This window comes from Streptomyces sp. SN-593 (assembly GCF_016756395.1).
GTDB lineage: Bacteria > Actinomycetota > Actinomycetes > Streptomycetales > Streptomycetaceae > Actinacidiphila > Actinacidiphila reveromycinica.
Map to the genome: position 1 here is coordinate 4012255 of NZ_AP018365.1, position 18221 is coordinate 4030475.

An 18221-nucleotide genomic window follows, 5' to 3' on the forward strand; every position below is an offset into this window, starting at 1 on the left:
AGCCGTTCGGGATCGCCCGGCCTACGCCAGGCCGAACTTCTGCGCGGCCGTGCCGTTGCAGTCCCAGATCTCCAGCCGCGTGCCGTTCGCGGTGGCCCCCGACGGCGAGTCGACGCACCGGCCCGTGGTCGGGTTGGACAGCGAACCGTCGGAGTTGGCGACCCAGTTCTGGTAGCCGCCGCCGTTGCACGTGGCCAACTGGAGCTTCGTCCCGTTCGCGTTGACGCCCCCGGCGATGTCCAGGCACCGGCCCAGCGTGCGCAGGGTCTGCCCGCTCCAGGTCCACTTCTGGTCGAGGGAGGTCGCCTGCTGGCAGTCCCACAGTTGGACCGCGGTGCCGTCGCCGCCGGTGTCGTCGCCCGCCACGTCCACGCACTTGCCGCCCGGACCGTAGATCGGGGTGCCGATGGCGTACTGCTGCGCGGCCGAGCCGTTGCAGTCCCAGATCTGGAGCCGCGTGCCGTTCGCGGTGGCGCCCGACGGGGAGTCGATGCAGCGGCCCGTGGTCGGGTTCAGCAGCGATCCGTTGGCCTGACGCACCCAGTTCTGGTAGCCGCCGCCGTTGCAGGTGGCCAACTGGAGCTTCGTGCCGGCCGCGTTGACGCCCCCGGCGATGTCCAGGCACCGGCCCAGGGTCTGGAGGGTCTGGCCGCTCCACGTCCAGTGCTGGTCCTTGGCCGCCGCCTGGCAGTCCCACAACTGCACCGCGGTGCCGTCGCCGCCGGTGTCGTCGCCCGCCACGTCCACGCACTTGCCGCCGGGGCCGGTGATCGTCTGGCCGCTCACGGTGCCGCCACCGCCGCCACCGCCGGTGCCGGGCGCCTTGTTGTAGACGGCGACCGAGTCGACGACGAGCTTGCCGCCGGAGACGGTGGCCGCGTTCGGGCCGCCGCCGAAGGCCGCCGGGAAGCCGCCGCCCATCGCCAGGTCGTAGATGATGAAGAACGGGTGGTCGATCGCGTTGGCCCAGGTCGTGGCGTCCACCTGGTTGGCGTTGACCGTGTAGAAGTTGTTCCCGTCGAGGTAGAACCTCACCTGCTCCGGCGAGGTCGAGCGGTCGATCTCCACGGCGTAGTCGTGGAAGCCGGTCTGGCAGCCCGAACAGGCGCGCTCGCCCGAGCCGATGCCGGTCGACTCGTTGCACGGGCCGCCCGGGCTCACCCCGCAGTGGATGGTGCTGAAGTCGGAGCTGCGGCCGTTGATGTCCTCCATGACGTCGATCTCGCCTGAGGTCGGCCAGGTGGTGCCGGTGCGCAGCGTCGAGCCGAGCATCCAGAACGCCGGCCAGTAGCCCGCGCCGTTGGCGGTGGTGACGTTGGGCTGCTGGAGCACGGACTCCATGCGGACCACGCCGCCCGCCGGGGCGCCGAAGGTCGCCGCCTGGGTCTCCACGCGCCCGGACGTCCACCCGCTGCCCGGGTCGGAGCCGGAGTGGTTCGCCTGGAGCACCAGGTGACCCTGACCGTCGTAGTAGACGTTCGAGGTGCTGTTGGTCATGGTCTCGATCTCACCGGTGCCGAAGCTGCTGCCCGGGCCGGTGTCGTACTTCCACAGGCTCTGGTCGATGCCGGTGCCGGACGCGCCGTTGAAGTCGTCGCTCCAGGTGAGGGTGAAGCCCGACGGCGCCGAGGGCACCGTCGCCTCGGCGTTCGGCGTCATGACGGCGGTGGCGGCCACCATCGCGCCGACGACGGGAACCAGGGTGAACACTCTTTTCCACCAGCCGCGGCGCGGCTTCGCGAGGTGTGAGCCCATATGTCTGACCTCCGGGAAGGGCATGGTTCTGCGGGTCCGCTACGCCGCCCCTGGCGGGATGCCACGGGTGCACACGATGACGACGTGCGTCAGCCTGTTCCGCGGGACAGACACCATGTGAATGTCATGTGCACAGCATGTCGATCGTCCCGGCGTTCGACAAGACGGCTGACGCGGTTCACCCGCGCGAAGCGCCCGCGGACCCGCCCGCGGGTGCGCCGACCAGGGCGGGGACCGGCTCACGCCTCCCGATCCGCGTCTCCGCGGGAGCGAACACATGGGGGAACAGTCACGGGTTCTTCCGGGTTCGGCGCGGCCGGCGTTCACAAGTCGCACACAGGCGGCGGTGCGCCGACCGCCTGTGGGGAGTTGGGCGCGTCGGGGAGCAGTGCGCGTCCGGGGCCGGGCACGTCAGGGACCGGGCGGGGCGCGTCAGGGGCCGGGCGGGGGCGCGTCAGGGGCGGTCCAGCCAGCGGTAGTGCAGTTCGGGGCGCCCGACCTGGCCGTACAGCGGGCTGCGGTCGGCCCGGCCGGCCTCGACCAGGTGCTCCAGGTACCGGCGGGCGGTGATACGGGAGATCCCGGCCGACGCGGCGGTCGCGGTCGCCGTCAGCCCGGCCGGGGCGGCGCTGAGGGTGCGGACCACCGTCTCCAGGGTGGGGGCGCTCAGCCCCTTGGGCAGGGCCGCGGGCCGGGACGGGCGCAGCGCGGCCAGCGCCCGGTCCACCTCGTCCTGGCTGCCCGCCTCGCCCGCCGCGGCGCGGAACCTGGCGTAGCCGGCCAGCCGGTCGCGGAGCGTGGCGAAGGCGAACGGCTTGAGGACGTACTGCACGACGCCGAGCGAGACGCCCTCGCGCACCACCGCCAGGTCACGCGCGGAGGTGACCGCGATGACGTCCACCCGGTGCCCGGCCGCCCGCAGCGCGCGGGCGAGTTCCAGTCCGTGGCCGTCGGGCAGGTAGAGGTCGAGCAGCAGCAGGTCCACCGGGGCGCGGAGCATCAGCAGGCGGGCCTGCGCCGCGCTGTGCGCCGTGCCGACCACCGTGAATCCCGGCACGCGTCCGACGTAGAGGGCGTGCGCGTCGGCGGCCACCGGGTCGTCCTCGACCACGAGGACGCGGATGGCCGGGCCGCCCGGGTCCGCGTCCGTCCCCCCGCGCCCGTCCCCGTCCACGTCCACGTCCCCGTTCGCACCCGTGCCCATGGCTCCGTCCCTACCCGCGCGCGTGTCCGCGCTCCCCTCCCCGCTCACACCGGCGCTCCCGTCCCGGGGCGGTCGGCGGCCGCACGTGCGGGCGGCGCGGAGCCGGGGGCGGAGCCGGGGGCGGAGCCGGGCGGCGCGTCGGGTACGGGCGGCGGCCGCAGGGGCAGCCGCGCGGTGAAGACGGCGCCGCCGTCGGGTCCCGCGGTCAGCGTGAGCGTGCCGCCGTCGCGGGTCACGGTCTGCCGCGCCAGGGCCAGGCCGAAGCCGCGCCCGCCGGGCGGCGCGGGCTTCGTGGACCAGCCCCGTTCGAAGACCGCGTCGGTGTCGCCGGCGGGAACGCCGGGGCCGGTGTCGGCCACCCGCAGCAGCAGTTCGTCCCCCGTCCCGCGGGCGGTGACCGTGACCTCGACCCGGGCCGCAGGCAGCCCCCGCGTCGCGTCGACCGCGTTGTCGATCAGGTTGCCCAGGACCGTGACCAGGTCACGCGGTACCAGGCCGGCGGGCAGCAGGCCGTCCTCCAGCCGGCTGTCGTCGGTGATCACCAACTCCACGCCCTGCTCGTTCGCCTGTGCCGCCTTGCCCAGCAGCAGCGCGGCCAGCACGGGCTCCTCGACCGCCGCGACCACCTGGTCGGTGAGGGCCTGCGCCGCCCGCAGTTCGGACGTGGCGAAGTCCACCGCCTCGCTCCCGCGGCCCAGTTCGATCAGCGAGACCACCGTGTGCAGCCGGTTCGCGGCCTCGTGCGCCTGGGCGCGCAGCGCCCGGCTGAAGCCCCGCTCGGAGTCCAACTCCCCCAGGAGGACCTGGAGTTCGGTGTGGTCGCGCAGGGTCACCAGGGTGCCGCGCTGCTCGCCGCCGGAGACCGGGGCGGTACTGACGACGACGACCCGCTCGGAGGTCAGGTGGAGTTCGTCGACGCGGGCCGCGGGGTCCAGCAGCGCCGCCGTCAGGGCGTCGGGCAGGCCGAGCGCGCCGACCGGCCGGCCCACCACCTCCCCTTCCAGGCCCAGCAGTTCGCGCCCGCCGTCGTTGATGAGCGCGATGCGCTGCCCACCGTCGAGCAGGAGCAGCCCCTCCCGTACGGCGTGCAGCGCGGCCTGGTGGTAGTCGTGCATGCGGTGCAGGTCGCGGGCGTTCATGCCGTGGGTGTGGCGGCGCAGCCGGGCGTTGACCAGGTAGGTGCCGACGCCGCCGAGCGCCAGCACACCTGCCGCGACGCCGACCAGCGCGGCCAGTTGCCTGCGGGAGCGCGCGCTGATCGCCTGGACGGTGATGCCGGCGCTGACCAGCCCGGTGATCCGGGTGCCGGACCGGATCGGGGTGATCACCCGCACCGACGGCCCGAGCGTGCCGGTGTAGGTCTCGGCGAAGGTGCGGCCGTGCAGGGCCGGGGCGATGTGGCCCAGGTAGCGGCGGCCGATCTCGGCGGGGTCGGGGTGGGTCCAGCGGATGCCGTGGGTGTCCATGATCGTCACGAAGTCGACCCCGGTGTCGCGCTGGACGGACAGCGCGTACGGCTGGAGGGCCGCCGCCGGCTTCCCGCCGGCGCTCGCGGCCCGCTCCACCGCGGGGGTGTCCGCGACGGCCCGGGCCACCGCGGTGGCCTGCCGGCGGGCGGACGCCTCCGCCTGCCGCTCGTCGCTGACGTAGCTGAAGATCGCGCACGCGGTCACGGCCAGCGCGACCAGGACGGCCTGCATCGCGAACAACTGCCCGGCCAGGCTGCGGGGATAGGGCACGCGTGGCGCCTCCATGGCATCGGCCCGCCTCTCGGTTCGGCGTGAACTCAACTCGGCGTGAACTCAACGAACACAACCGTGACGCACGTCACGCGGACCGCGATAGTCACGGGGACCGCCAGGACGTGAGCCGCACGCACTGCCGTGTCCCGGACGACCGCCGCACCGCCGCGCCCCCGCGACCGGACCCCGACCCGGGACCCCGCGGCCCGGGAGCCGGCGACCCGGGCGGCACGCTCCGGACGCCACCGACGCCGTCGAGGAGACCAGCCATGCCCGAAACGCCCGTGGGGACACCGCCCGCCAGCCGGCGGGACCGCACACAGTACCTGTACGTCGCCGTGATCGCCGCGGTGCTGCTCGGCATCGCCACCGGGCTGCTGTGGCCGCACTTCGGCAGGGAGCTCAAGCCGTTGGGGACGGGCTTCGTGGCCCTGATCGAGATGATGGTCTCGCCGGTCATCTTCTGCACCATCGCCCTCGGCGTCGGCTCGGTCCGGCAGGCGGCGAAGGTCGGCCGGGTCGGCGGCCTCGCGCTCGGCTACTTCGTGGTGATGTCCGCGGTCGCGCTGGCCATCGGCCTGGTCGTCGGCAACCTGCTGCACCCGGGCTCCGGTCTCCACCTGACCGAGGCGACGCGGCACATAGGCCACACCGCGGCGGCGGACGCCCATGTCGGGGCCGTCGACTTCCTGCTGGGCATCATCCCGACCAGCCTGCTGTCGGCGCTCACCGACGGCGAGGTGCTCCAGACGCTGCTGGTCGCCCTGCTGGTCGGCTTCGGCCTCCAGGCGATGGGCCGCTCCGGCGAACCGGTGCTGCGCGGCATCGGCCACCTCCAGAAGCTGGTGTTCCGGGTGCTGTCCATGATCCTGTGGGCCGCCCCGGTCGGCGCGTTCGGCGCGATGGCCGCCGTCGTCGGCGAGACGGGCACGGACGCGCTCAAGGCGCTGGCCACCATCATGATCGGCTTCTACACCACCTGCGTGCTGTTCGTCGTGGTGGTGCTCGGCACCGTGCTGCGGCTGGTCACGGGGGTCAACCTGTTCCGGCTGCTGAGGTACCTGGGCCGGGAGTTCCTGCTGATCCTGTCGACCTCGTCGTCGGAGTCCGCGCTCCCGCGGCTCATCGCGAAGATGGAGCACCTGGGGGTCAGCCGCCCGGTCGTCGGCGTCACGGTGCCGGCCGGCTACTCCTTCAACCTCGACGGCACCATGATCTACCTGACCATGGCCTCGCTGTTCATCGCCGACGCGCTCGACCGCCCGATGGGGCTGGGCCAGCAGATCGGGCTGCTGCTGTTCATGATGGTCGCCTCCAAGGGCGCGGCCGGGGTGTCGGGTTCCGGGATCGCCGTCCTGGCCAGCGGCCTCCAGTCGCACCAGCCCGCGCTGGTCGACGGGGTCGGCCTGATCGTGGGGATCGACCGCTTCATGAGCGAGGCGCGGGCCCTGACGAACTTCGCCGGCAACGCGGTCGCCACCCTCCTCGTCGGGACCTGGGTGCACGAGGTCGACGGCGAGCGGGTCGCCCGGGTGCTGGCGGGCGACCTGCCGTTCGACGAGCGCACGCTGGTCGACGCCGAGCCGGAACCCGCCCCCGAGGTCCCCGCTCCCGGGGGAGCCCCGGACCCCGCGTACGGATGACCGCCGGGAGGCGGCCTCCCGGCGGCCCCGCCCGCCCCGTCCGCCCGGTCCACCCCGCCCCGCCCCCGCGCTCGGGAGGTGGGGCGGGGTGCGATGTCGTACGTTGGACGGAGGGGGACGAGAGCGGCAGACGGCCCCGGGTCCGCGTACACCGGGGCCGGGAAGGGCCGGCGATGGAGGCGACCGACGCGGGAATCGTCACCGTGGGCGGGGCGGCCATGCGGTCGCCCGAGGAGCGGGCCCGGCAGGGAAAGGCGGCACGTGCTCGGGCACCGCGGTCCGCGCACGCGCAGTTCGCGCCGCCCGCCGAGCGCACCGACCCGGTGGACACCGTCGAGCGGCAGTCGGCGACCCGGCTGCCGGAGCTGGTGCCGCTGCGCTACGGCCGGATGCTGGAGTCGCCGTTCCGCTTCTACCGGGGTGCCGCCGCCGTCATGGCCGAGGACCTCTCACGCACCCCCGTCTCCGGGTTCCGCACCCAACTGTGCGGCGACGCCCACCTGATGAACTTCCGGCTGCTCGCCTCCGCCGAGCGCAACCTGCTCTTCGACCTCAACGACTTCGACGAGACGCTGCCGGGCCCGTGGGAGTGGGACGTGAAACGGCTGGCGGCCAGCATGGTGATCGCCGCGCGGGAGAACGGCTTCACCGGCGCCGAGGCCCGGGGGATCGTGCGCGCCACCGTCCGGTCGTACCGCGAGCAGATGCGGCGCTTCGCCGGGATGCGCGACCTCGACGTCTGGTACGCCCGGGCCGACGCCGACCTGCTCCGGAAGCTGGCCGCGGGCCGGTTGCAGGCACGCGGCCGCCGGAAGCTGTCGGCGGAACTCGCCAAGGCGCGCGGCCGCGACAGCCTCCAGGCCGCACGCAAACTCACCGAGGTCGTGGACGGGCGGCAGCGGATCGTCTCCGACCCGCCGGTGCTCACCCGCCTCGACGACCTGCTGCCCGGCGCGGACGCCCGCCAGGTCGAGGAGCTGCTGCGCGGCCTGCTCACCGGCTACCAGCGCTCGCTGGCCCCGGACCGGCAGCACCTGCTGGAGCAGTTCGGGGTGGTGGACATGGCGCGCAAGGTGGTCGGTGTCGGCAGTGTCGGCACCCGCTGCTGGATCGTGCTGCTGGTCGGCCGGGACCGCGGGGACCCCCTGTTCCTCCAGGCCAAGGAGGCGACCGCGTCCGTGCTCGCGCCGTACGCGGGCGCCAGCCGGTACGACATCCAGGGCCGGCGGGTGGTGGCCGGTCAGCGGCTCATGCAGTCGGCGGGCGACATCTTCCTCGGCTGGGAGCGCACCCACGGCCTGGACGGTGTCCGACGCGACTTCTACGTACGCCAGTTGCGCGACTGGAAGGGGGTCGTGGACCCCTCGCGGATGGTGCCGCGCGGCATGCGCGTCTTCGGCGAGCTGTGCGGCGCCACGCTCGCCCGCGCCCACGCCCGGTCCGGCGACCGGATCGCGATCGCCGCGTACCTCGGGAGCGGTGACGTGTTCGACCGCGCGCTCGCCGCCTTCGCGGAGTCCTACGCGGACCAGAACGAGCGGGACCACGCCGCGCTCGCGGCCGCCGCCGGGTCCGGCCGCGTCAAGGCCGCGCAGGCATAGGGGCGTTGCCGCCCGCCGCACCCCCGGACCGGACGTGCGGACCAAGGCCGCGCGGGCGTAGGGGCGTTCGCGCCTGGTGGCGGTACGGGTCCCGCACCGCCACTCGTACGGGGTTCCGGTCCCCGTCGGCCCCCGCCGGGAACCACCGGGGGCCGCCGCCGCGACTTTGCCGGCTCTTTACAATCCCTTCCGGCCCCGCCTCGTCCTTCCAGTCGATCCGCAACCGAGCCCGGCGCGTCACCGCGCGGGCGGACCGACGAAAGAGAGCGATCCATGCGCCGAACTGTCCTGAGCGCCCTGGCACTCGCGTGCACCGCCGTGCTGGCGGGCACCGTACCCGCCTTCGCCGACGGGAGCGCCCCGTCCCCCTCGCCGAGCACCGCGCGGACCGCGACCACCGCGCCCTCGGCCGTACCCGCGCCCACCCGGAGCGCCACCACCGCGCGCCCGACCGCGGCCCCCGCCCCGACGCGGGCGACCCGGCCCGGCCAGGTCGCCGCCGTGCCGAAGGGCGCGCCGGACACCGGCCTGGCGCCGGTGGCGTCGTCCTCGCACGGCGGCCCCGACGGCGGGCTGATCGGCGGCGGCGCGGCCGTGGTGCTGGCCGCCGGCGGAGGCGCGGTCCTGCTGGTGCGCCGCCGGCGGGCGACCGGGGCGTGACGCCGCTGTCCAGGCGGGCGTTCGCCACGGCGGTGACGGCGTCGCTGCTCGCCGGATGCGGCGGCCGGCAGGCGGACCGCGGGGCCGGGCGCGGCACCGCGGCCGCCCGTCCGGCGGGCACGGACCCGGCGGCCACCCGCCTGGCGGGCACGACGGCCTCCCCGCGCCCCGCCGCGAAGTCCGTGCACCCGCTGGGGCGTTCGGTGCCGGTGCGGCTGCGCGTCCCGGCCATCGGCGTGGACACCCCGGTCATGTCCCTGGGGCTGGCCGCGGACGGCAGCGTGCAGGTCCCGCCGATCGAGGCGCACGACCGCGCGGGCTGGTACCGGAACTCGCCGACGCCGGGCCAGACCGGACCGTCGGTGATCCTCGCCCACGTCACGGTCGGCGCCTACGGCGACGGCGTCTTCCGCCACCTCGCGCGGCTGCGCCCGGGCGACCGGATCACGGCCGGCCTGGCGGACGGCGCCGCACCGGAGTTCAGCGTCACGGACGTCACCACGGTGGCGAAGTCGGCGTTCCCGACGGGCGCGGTCTACGGCGACGTGGACCGCCCCGAGCTGCGGCTGATCACGTGCGGCGGCCCGCGTTCGGGCACCGGCTACCTCGACAACGTGATCGTCTTCGCCGAACTGGTCCCGACCGGGCCCTGACCGGGTGCCGGCCCGCTCCTGACGCCGACCGCGCCCGCGGGTCCCGGACCGCCCCGCACGCCGCGCCCCGCACACCGCGCCGCGCACGCCGCGGGTGAGGCGGCCCGGGCCCGCACGCCAGCCGCACGGGCCCGCCGGTCCGACCAGAGCCACCACGACATGGAGAGCGTTGAAACGGTCCCGCGAGAAGGCAGCGTCCGAGCTGTTCAGCGCCTTCTACCCGCGCCTGGCCGGCTGGTGCCGCCGCCTGGTCGACGACGACGAGACGGCCCACGAGATCGCGTCGGAGGCGTTCACCCGGCTGTGGGCCCGCTGGACGGCCGTGGCCGAGCCGCGCGGGTTCCTGTACGTCACCGCGACCAACCTCGTCCGGGACCACTGGCGCAAGCTGGAGCGCGAGCGCCGGGCGGTGCGCCGGGCCACGGTGGAGGCCGCGGTCCGGCCCCGGCCGGAAGAGGCCGACCCGTCGCTCCGGCTGCTCGTGCAGTCGCTGCCCGAACGGCTGCGCGTGCCCATACTGCTGCACTACTACGCCGACCTGCCGATCCGGGAGATATCCCAGCTCACCGGTCGGCGGGAGGGGACCGTGATGTCCGACCTCCACACCGCCCGGGAACTGCTCCGCGCCCACCTGAGGAGAAGCCTTGATCACCCAGTCTGACGACGGTCAGGACTTCGACCCCGACGACCCGCTCACCGTCATCCTGCGGCCGGGTCCCGCCTACCTCGGCATGCCCCCGGGCCGGTACGAGAAGGTCCGGCGCGGCGCCGCGCGGCGCCGGCTGCGGCGGATCGCGCTCGGGGCCGGCCTGTGCGCCGCCGCGGCCGCCCTCGCGGTGCTGCCGCTGCGCCTGGCGGGGTCCGGCGCGCCCGCCGCCCCCGCGGCGCCGCTCGGCCCGCCCCCCGCGACCGGGCCCGCGACCGGGCCCACCGCGCCGCCCTCGCCCGTGCCCACCACGCACCGCCCCAGCGCGAGCCCGCGCCCGCCCCGGCAGGCCCCGTCCCGGCCCACCGCGTCCACCACCGCCAGCACAGGGCGGACGGTGCCGAGCACCCGGCTGCGGCCGACGGCCGCCGTTCCCACCGCCGCTTCCCCTTCCGGGTCCGGCCGGCCGCTCTCCGCCCGCGGGGCGGCCGCCGCCCGCTGAACGCACGCACCCGCCCCGCGGAGCCGGGTCCCGTACGGTGCGTACGGGACCCGGCCGCGGGGCGGGTCGGCCGGTGCGCGGGCTCAGTGCCCGCCGGTCACCTTCATCACCGCCGGGAGTGCCGGGACGGTGTACGGCGAGTCGGTGACGACGGTCAGCCCGCTCGTGTACGTGCCGGCCGGGTCCGCCTCGCCCGCGTCCAGGGTGACCCGCACCGTGACGGCGGCACCCGGGGCGACGGTGACGGTGTGGGGCGCCGACAGCCAGGCCGCGTCGCCCGAGCTGCCGCAGTCGCCGTATCCGGGCAACTGCTCGACGCCGGTGACCGGTTCGTTGCCGGCGTCCGAGCCGCCGACGACGTACAGCCCGCAGGAGCCGCTGCCCCGGTAGACCAGCGCGTCGGCCGCCGGCAGGGCCGACCAGGAGTCGGTGTCCGGGTCGTACTCCTCGGCGCGGTTGGTCAGTTCCCCGCCGCCGACGCCGCCGACGAGTTGCAGCCGCCCGCCGGAGGAGGCGGACGCCATGCCCCAGGCGGTGTAGGGCAGGGCGGCGCGCGCCGTCCAGGTGCCCGTGGCCGGGTCGAGGGCGTACGTCGCCGCCGTGGCCTGCCCGGTGACCGGGTCGGTCCCGCCGGCGCAGACGACCTGGCCGCCGATGCCGGCGCAGGACAGCCACGAGTCGGTGGTCGGGTAGTCCGCCGCGCGGCTCCAGGAGTCGGCCACCGGATCGTAGACGTAGGTCGCCTGCGAGACCGGCACGCAGTTGCCGCCGCATCCCGCCACCACGTAGAGCCGGCCGCCGAGGACGGCCGTGCCGCCGGCGACCACGCCCGAGGGGAGCGGAGCCACCGCGGTCCAGGTGTCCTGCCGCGGGTCGTAGCGGTACACCGAGGCCGAGACGTCGCCGGCGCTGTTCCAGCCGCCGGCCACGTAGATCTGCGCGCCGACCGCCTCCACGCCGGGCTTCTCCAGCTTCGCCGGCATGGGCGCGAGCCGCTGCCAGCCCCCGGTGGCCGGGTCGTGGGCGAGGGCCTCGGACAGCGGGCCGGACCCGTCGGTGCCGCCGAAGACGTACACCTTGCCGTCGATCGTCACCGAGCCGCTGTCCTGGAGCGGCTCCGGCAGCGCGTCGGCGGTCGTCCACGCCGTGCCGCCGGCCGGCGAGGCGGAGGCGTCCGGGGACGCGGCGGCCGAGCCGGCCCTGCCCGCGGGCAGCGGCCCGGTGGTGAAGTCCCCGGTGGCGTGCCGGACGGGCGCGCCGGTGCCGGGCTTGCCGCCGTGCGACGCCGGCGTGTACGAGCCGTCCTGCGGGTTGAGGACGACGTGGACGGGCGCGGTGCCGGTGTTGCGGAGCGTCACCGTCCTGGTCGTCGAGCGGCCCGGTGACAAGGTGGCCTGCAACGGGCCGCCGGACACGGTGATGTGGCCCGCGCCCAGGCTCCAGTCCTTGCGGGTGACCCGGTCGGCGGCGACGGACACCTTCGCGGTCGCGCCGGTGTAGGCGCCGTCGACGACGCCCAGCGTGGTGCGGCCGGAGCGGTCGGCGGCCGACGCGGGCACGAACAGCTCGTAGGCGCCGCCGGCCGTGGTCGCCGCCGGGGTGCCCGCGACGCTGACGGTGGCGCCGGACAGGGCGTCGCCGGTGCGCGCGTCGTCCACGGTGCCGGCCACCAGGCCGCCCGCGGTGGCGTCGCAGGAGCGGTCGCCCACGAAGACGTCGTCGACCTTCCAGTACCAGGAGTGCACCGCGTCGTAGCGGAAACGGACCCGCACGTCCTTCTCACCGGCGGCCTGCGGGAGGGTGACGACCTCGGGGCCCTGGGAGATCGTCCTGGCCATGTGCCAGACCGCGGTCCAGGTGGCGCCACCGTCGGTGCTGACGTCCACGTAGGCGTTGGAGTTGTACAGGGCCGTGCTGAAGGAGTTGGCGAAGGAGACGATCGGGGTGGCGTCGCCGCTCAGGTCGAGCACCGGCGAGACCAGGCTGGTCGTCTCGTGGGTGGAGGTGCCGGCGTCGAGGGAGTCCACCTCGGCGAACTGCCCGGTGGCGCCGGTGTCGTTGCCGGTGCCGGACGGGTCGTCGAAGCGCCAGGTGACGCCGGAGCCGCTGTCGTCGGTGACCGTCCAGCCGTCCTGCGGGGTGGCGCCGGGCCAGCCCTCGAAGTCGGTGGTGGTGCCCTGGTAGCCGAAGCGGTAGCCGGCGGCGGTGCACAGGGCGGCGTCCGCCGGCAGCGACACGTCGTGGGTGACGTCGCGGGTGCCGACGGCGACGGTGGAGTCGGCGTTCTGGTACCCGGTGAGGCCGGACGCCACGTGCAGCGTGTAGGTCCCGTCGTCCGGGAGCCGCACGGAGTACCGGCCGGTGACCGGGTCGGTGGCGACCGCGCCGCCCGGGTAGCCGTCGACCGTGATCGACGCGGCGAGCGGCCAGCCGTGCCCGGAGGCGTCGGTGACGGTGCCGGAGACGACGTGGCTGGGCAGGGCGCGCAGCGTGAAGGACTCCTTCAGCGTCCGTCCCTGGGCGACCTTCAGCGTGGCGGTGGCCTTCGCGTAGCCGAACCGCGTCACCGTCAGGGCGTAGGAGCCGACCGCGGGGGCGAGGGTGAAGGCGCCCGACGCGTCCGTGGTCGCGGTGTAGCTGCGGCCGGCCGCGTCGGTGGCGGTCACGGCGACGCCCTGGAGCGGGCCGGCGGCCGCGCCCTGGCCGGTGCCGCGCACCGTGCCGGTCACCGTGCCGTGCGGGCCCTGCCGGAGCGCGCCGACACCGGCGGGGCTGCCGAGCCCGGTCGGGCCGTCCCAGCCGGCGCGGGCGGTGCAGAGCTGGTCGCCGCAGGTGCCGTCGGAGCCGGTGGTGACGTCGGTGAGGTCGGCGGCGTTCGTGTCGGCGTACGGGTAGGTCACCGGGTAGGTGCCGGGCGTCGGGGTGCCCGCCAGGGCGTACATCGCGGCGATCAGCGGCGACGACAGCGAGGTGCCGCCGACCTGCTCCCAGCCGCCCACGGCGCTGGAGTTGTAGATGCCGAGCCCCGTGGCGGGGTCGGCGTCGGCGGAGACGTCGCCGATGGCGCGGTTGTCGCAGCCGGTGTCGAGGGCCTGCTGGTAGGCCGGCTTCGGCTCGGTGCCCGAGCAGCCCGAACCGCCCGAGGCCCAGGCCGACTCGGTCCAGCCGCGCCCGGTGGAGGCGTCGCGGTTCAGCGTGGTGCCGCCGACGGCGACGACGTCCGGGTTCGACGCGGGCCAGTTGACGACGTTGCCGTAGTCCCCGGTGGACGCGGTGACGGCGATGCCCGGGTGGTCGTAGTACTGGTCGTAGGCCGCCGGGTCGCTCAACTCGCCCGGGACTCCGTAGGAGTTGGAGATGGCCACCGGGTGTGCGGCGGCGGCGGTGTCCACCGCCTGGCCGAGGTCGTCGATGCTGGCGGAGTCGGCCTCCACCAGCAGGATGCGGCAGTCCGGACACGCCGCGGAGACCGCGTCGAGGTCGAGCGCGGTCTCCAGGGACCAACTGGCGTCCTCCGGCGGGAAGCTGTGCCCGCCGTCCTGGTCCAGCTTGGTGAAGCAGCCGTTCGCCGTGGTGCACGCGGACAGCCCGTAGGTGGCGCGGAAGACGGCGAGGTCGGCCTCGGCGGTGGCGTAGCCGCCGGCGTCGACGATCGCGACGGTCTCGCCCGCGCCGCCGGAGGGCAGGTCGTACGCCGCCTTCAGGTCGCTCGGGGTGAGGGCGGCGGCGGGCGGGGTCGGCGAACTGCCGGCCGCGGTGCCGTGGCCGGCGGTCACGTCCATGAGGTCGCAGGTGGCGTAGGGCGCGTCGCCCTTGCGGTCGGCGGCGGGCACCGGGACGGCGCACGCCGCGGGCTGGTAGCCCAGCGTGCTCTGCGGGGTGGCGCCGGCGGCGGCCGGCGCCGCCTGCGCCGGGGCGGCGGCCGTCAGGCCGAACGCCACCGCGCAGGCGGCCGCCACGGCGGCGGCACCCATGCGTATGCGTCTGTGCATCGGACTCCTCGGGAGGATGCGCCGGCCGGGCCGGCGCGGTGGGGTGCTGGTCAGACCGGCCGGTACTCCACGCCGGCCTTCCGGTGGCGGGTACGCGGCGGGTCCGCGCTCGCCTCCGGGGCCGGATCGACGGGGGTGTCCTCGCCGTCGACGGCCCCGCCCTCGGGCTCCGCGCCCTCGGTGGGGTTGTCGGCGGAGGTGTCGAGGGCGCCGTCGCCGTGGTCGGCCGCCGGCTGCCCGCCTGACGGTTCGGCGCCGTTGCCAGAAGTCATCGCGGCTGCTCCGTTCTGTCCCAGGGCAAGCAGTGAACGCCGCGCGGCGAGCAGGGGGCAATGCGCAGAACTACCCGGGAAATCCCGGAACCCCCTTCCCACCTGCGACAACGGCGCCCCCGCCGCTCCCCGCGGCCGGGTCCGCCCGCCCCCGGGCCCTGCCCGTACGGCGCCGGCACCCGCCCGCCCCCGCACCCGCCGGAGGCGGGCGGCCACGGCACGCGCACCCCAGCGAGATCCGTCGGGTGCCCCCGTAGGCCACCGGCCGCGGCACCACCGGGTCGGCGCAGCGGGCTCCCCACCCGGGCCGCCGACTTGGTCCCCGCGCGCCGCCGCGCGCGGCCCGGCGGGGGGCGGAGTCCGCCCACGCCCCCGCAGCCGTACTCCGTGCGCAAGCCCGCACGGCCGCGGTCGGGTCGGCCCACCGGACGCGGACCCGCGGCGCCACCCCACCGGCGCCGCGCTCCCCACCTGGCACCCGGCCCGGCAGGAACGGCAGGACGGCAGGACGGCAGGACCAACCGCCGTATCCGGCCCGTCCGTTCACGCGTGCGGGGCGGCCCCGCATGAGAGGGGACGGGCGAGGTGAGCCGTCAGGCGGAGGACGGCGGGGGCCGGCGGCGGGCGGCCGGGGGGACGTCGCCGGACTCCACCGCGGCGACGGCCAGCGCGGTGCGCGAGGGGGCGCCGCGCTTGCGCATCGCGGCCTGGACGTGCTTCTCGACGGTGCGGGGCGAGAGCCCCAGCACGCGGGCGATCTGGGCGCTGGTCCGCCCCTCGACGAGCAGCCGCACCACGTCGAGTTCGCGCGGCGAGAGCCGGTCGCCGTAGCCGGGCCGGCCGGCCCGGCCGCCGACCCTGGCCCCCGCCTCCGCGAGGGCGCCCCGCACCCGTTCCGCGTCCCCCGCCGCACCGAGCGCGGTGAGCCCGGCGAAGACCTCCCGGAGCGCACCGACCGCCGGAGCGCCCGCCGGACCGCCGGGACCGGCGGCGAGGCGGCACCGCGCCGCCGCCTCCCGGGCGAGCAGCGCGTCGTAGGGCCGCGGCAGCACCTCCCACGCGGCCGCCGCCTCCTCGAACAGCCCGGCCGCGGCGAGGGGTTCGCCGCCGTCGCGGGCGAGCAGCGCCTCGGCGAGCAGCCGGGCCGCGGTCGCCATCGGCGCGTCGAGTCCGCGGGTCCCCGCGGCGAACGCCCCCGCCGCGTCGGCGGCTTCGCCCGCGCGGCCCTCCTGGAGCAGGGCGCGCACCCGCGGCGGGGCGATCTCGGCGGCCCACAGCCACAGCCCCTTGGCCTCGACGAGCCGCCAGGCGGCATCGGTGGCGGCCAGCGCCTCCGCGGGGCGGCCGGCCGCCAGCGCCAGCCGCGCGAGCACGGCGGACGGGTCGCGGAACCCGTCGGCGGGGCCGCGCGGCCGCCCGGTCGCGGCGGCGGAGCGGGTCTTCTCGGCGGCCTCCCGGTGACGGCCGCGGGCGGCGTCGAGCTGTCCGGTCAGCAGCAACGCGTCGGCGCGCAGCACGGGTTCGCCGGCGTCCAGCGCCGTCGCGGCCCACCGCCCCAGGCCGGTCCAGCCGCCGGTGAGCCAGTCGAGGTGGGCGAGGGTGCCCCCGACGAGGTCGCGCAGGCGCAGGTGCCGGTGCTCCTCGGCCAGCGCGGCGGCCGCGTCGAGCAGCCGCCGGGCCTCGTCGTACCGGCCCCACAGCATCGCCGCCTCACCGAGGTTGGCGAACCCCCGGGCCCGTTGCAGCAGTTCCCCGGGGGTCTCCCCCGCGTCCGGCAGGTCGCGCGCCGCCGCCCAGCCGGCGGGGTCCCCGAGGACCAGGAGGGTCGCGGCGCGGTCCATGAGGAAGGAGAGCCGCTCCTGCGGGGAGCCCGGACAGGTCCTGGACAGCCGCCCGGCCCGCTCCAGCCAGGCGCGGTGCCGCGCGGCCGGGTGGGTGGTGCCCAGCGGGCGGGCGAGCATCATCATCGCGTGGACCGCGGCGACCGGCCGGTCCCGGACCAGCCCCGGCACGGCCCGCTCCATCGCGGCCGCCGCGTTCCCGGGGTCGCCGACGTGGAACATCAGCCGGGCGAGCTGCCAGGTCGCCTCCGTCCGCTCCTCGTCGCCGAGTTCGCCGGCGGCGGTCTCGCGCAGCACGGCGACGAGCGCGCGCAGCGGGTCGTCGCCGGGGGCGGCGTACAGCGGCATGCGCTGCACCACCGGGGCGACCGCCGCGCCGCGGACGGCGCCGCCGACCAGCAGGTCCAGCAGCAGCCCGAACGCCGTGCGGGGGTCGCCGGAGGCGATGGCGTCGTCCGCCGCCCGCCGGGCGTGGGCCGCCCAGCGCGCCGGGTCGCCCGCCTCCCGGAAGTGCCGGGCCAGTTCGGCGGCCCGCAGCACCGGCTCGCGCTCCAGGGCGCGCCCGGCGCGGCGGTGGAGGCGGCCGCGCTCCGCGGCGCCGAGGTCGTGGTAGACGCTGCGCGCGGCCAGCACGTGGCGGAAGGACACCCGGCCCTCGCGGTCCTCCTGGAGCAGCCCGCCGGCCAGCGCCTCGGCCAGGCCGGCCGAGACGTCCGCCGGGGGCGCTCCGGCGACCTCCGCGACCAGCGCCGGCGGCCGTTCCCCCTCCAGCACCGCAAGCGCGGCCAGTGCCCGGCCGACCGCCGGCCGCAGCCGGGATATCCGCTCCAGCACCGCCTCGCGGATGCCGGGCGGCACGTCGAGTTCGGCGACGTCGCGGCGCAGCCACGCGCCGTCCTCGTGGACGAGGTCGGCGCGGTCGTGCAGCAGCCGGACGGACTCCTCGATCGCGAGCGGCAGCCCGTCGGTGTGGGCGCGCAGGAACTCGGCGAACTCCACCGAGACCGGCTCCCCGCCGAGCATCGAGGACACCAGGTCGGCGGTGCCGGCGGTGTCCAGGGGCGCGGGTTCCAGGCGGGTGACGCCCGCCTGGGCGACCAGCCGGCGCAGCGGCGACCGCGGGCGGACGTCCTCGGGGCGGTAGGTGAGGACCAGGCGCGGGCCGTGTTCCCACCGGGCCCGCAGCAACAGCAGCAGTTCGAGCGTGGTCTCGTCGGCCCAGTGCGCGTCCTCCACCACGAACAGCCCGACGCCCAGGGCGTCGACGAGTTCGGCGAGCGCGCGCAGCAGGCGGTGCCGCGCGGCGGCGTCGTCGGGCAGCGGCTCGGGCGCGGGCGGCAGGTGCTCGGCCCACTCGGGGAAGAGCGGCCGCAGCGCCCCGGCCAGCCCGGTCAGCGGCAGGCCGGCGACGGACCCGGCCAGCCGGCGCACCGCGTCCACGACCGGGCCGAGCGTGTACGGCTCCCGGAACGGCGGGCAGACGGCGACCAGCGCGGTCTCCGGGCGCCGCGGCAGGAGTTCGTGGAGCAGCCGGGTCTTCCCGATGCCCGCCTCGCCGGCGACCACCACGAGCCCCGGCCGCCCGTCGAGGGCCTGCTCGAACAGCGCGAGATCGCGGTCGCGCCCGGCGAGGCGGGGGACGGCGAGGCGGGGGACGAGGTCGGGCCGGCGTGCCGGGCCGCCGGCACTCTTTGCTGCACTCATCCGCGC

12 protein-coding genes are annotated in these 18221 nt (G+C 76.4%); 6 read left to right on the plus strand and 6 right to left on the minus strand.

Annotation, left to right across the window (positions count from 1 at the left end):
• Positions 1–21: 21 nt before the first annotated feature.
• The 3 genes from RVR_RS16815 to RVR_RS16825 form a co-directional block, all read right to left on the minus strand.
• Positions 22–1710, minus strand: a complete 1689-nt coding sequence (locus tag RVR_RS16815) for a ricin-type beta-trefoil lectin domain protein (protein WP_237404794.1) — start codon at positions 1708–1710, stop codon at positions 22–24.
• Positions 1711–2209: 499 nt separating this feature from the next.
• Positions 2210–2959: a response regulator gene (locus RVR_RS16820; RefSeq protein WP_202234639.1), complete on the minus strand. Its 750-nt coding sequence runs from the start codon at positions 2957–2959 to the stop codon at positions 2210–2212.
• A 44-nt stretch (positions 2960–3003) separates the two neighbouring features.
• Positions 3004–4713, minus strand: coding sequence for a sensor histidine kinase (locus RVR_RS16825; RefSeq protein ID WP_202234640.1), 1710 nt, complete (start codon positions 4711–4713; stop codon positions 3004–3006).
• Between the two features lie 257 nt (positions 4714–4970).
• On the opposite strand from RVR_RS16825, the gene RVR_RS16830 reads away from it, so the two are divergent.
• The 6 genes from RVR_RS16830 to RVR_RS16855 all read left to right on the plus strand — a co-directional run bounded on the left by RVR_RS16830 (position 4971) and on the right by RVR_RS16855 (position 10406).
• Positions 4971–6344, plus strand: coding sequence for a cation:dicarboxylate symporter family transporter (locus RVR_RS16830; RefSeq protein ID WP_202234641.1), 1374 nt, complete (start codon positions 4971–4973; stop codon positions 6342–6344).
• Positions 6345–6517: 173 nt separating this feature from the next.
• A complete protein-coding gene (locus RVR_RS16835) occupies positions 6518–7945 on the plus strand; it encodes a DUF2252 domain-containing protein (protein ID WP_237404795.1) in 1428 nt (475 codons plus the stop codon).
• A gap of 273 nt (positions 7946–8218) precedes the next feature.
• Positions 8219–8605 carry a Tat pathway signal sequence domain protein gene (locus tag RVR_RS16840; RefSeq protein ID WP_202234642.1) on the plus strand — a complete coding sequence of 129 codons (387 nt, stop codon included), beginning with the start codon at positions 8219–8221 and terminating at the stop codon, positions 8603–8605.
• Entirely contained in the window at positions 8602–9258 is a 657-nt protein-coding gene (locus RVR_RS16845) for a class F sortase (RefSeq protein WP_202234643.1), read from the plus strand. The genes RVR_RS16840 and RVR_RS16845 overlap by 4 nt, the downstream gene beginning before the upstream one ends.
• 169 nt (positions 9259–9427) lie before the next feature.
• Positions 9428–9919 carry an RNA polymerase sigma factor gene (locus tag RVR_RS16850; RefSeq protein ID WP_202234644.1) on the plus strand — a complete coding sequence of 164 codons (492 nt, stop codon included), beginning with the start codon at positions 9428–9430 and terminating at the stop codon, positions 9917–9919.
• Complete coding sequence (locus RVR_RS16855; RefSeq protein WP_202234645.1) at positions 9903–10406, plus strand: hypothetical protein; 504 nt, start codon at positions 9903–9905, stop codon at positions 10404–10406. The genes RVR_RS16850 and RVR_RS16855 overlap by 17 nt, the downstream gene beginning before the upstream one ends.
• An 83-nt stretch (positions 10407–10489) precedes the next feature.
• Here RVR_RS16855 and RVR_RS16860 read toward each other — a convergent pair whose 3' ends face one another.
• From RVR_RS16860 to RVR_RS16870, 3 genes are all read right to left on the minus strand, one after another.
• Positions 10490–14398: a carboxypeptidase regulatory-like domain-containing protein gene (locus tag RVR_RS16860; protein WP_202234646.1), complete on the minus strand. Its 3909-nt coding sequence runs from the start codon at positions 14396–14398 to the stop codon at positions 10490–10492.
• A gap of 50 nt (positions 14399–14448) precedes the next feature.
• Positions 14449–14670, minus strand: a complete 222-nt coding sequence (locus RVR_RS16865) for a hypothetical protein (protein ID WP_202234647.1) — start codon at positions 14668–14670, stop codon at positions 14449–14451.
• A gap of 593 nt (positions 14671–15263) precedes the next feature.
• Positions 15264–18215 (minus strand): ATP-binding protein, encoded by a 2952-nt coding sequence (locus RVR_RS16870; RefSeq protein WP_202234648.1) that lies wholly within the window; start codon positions 18213–18215, stop codon positions 15264–15266.
• Positions 18216–18221: the final 6 nt, after the last annotated feature.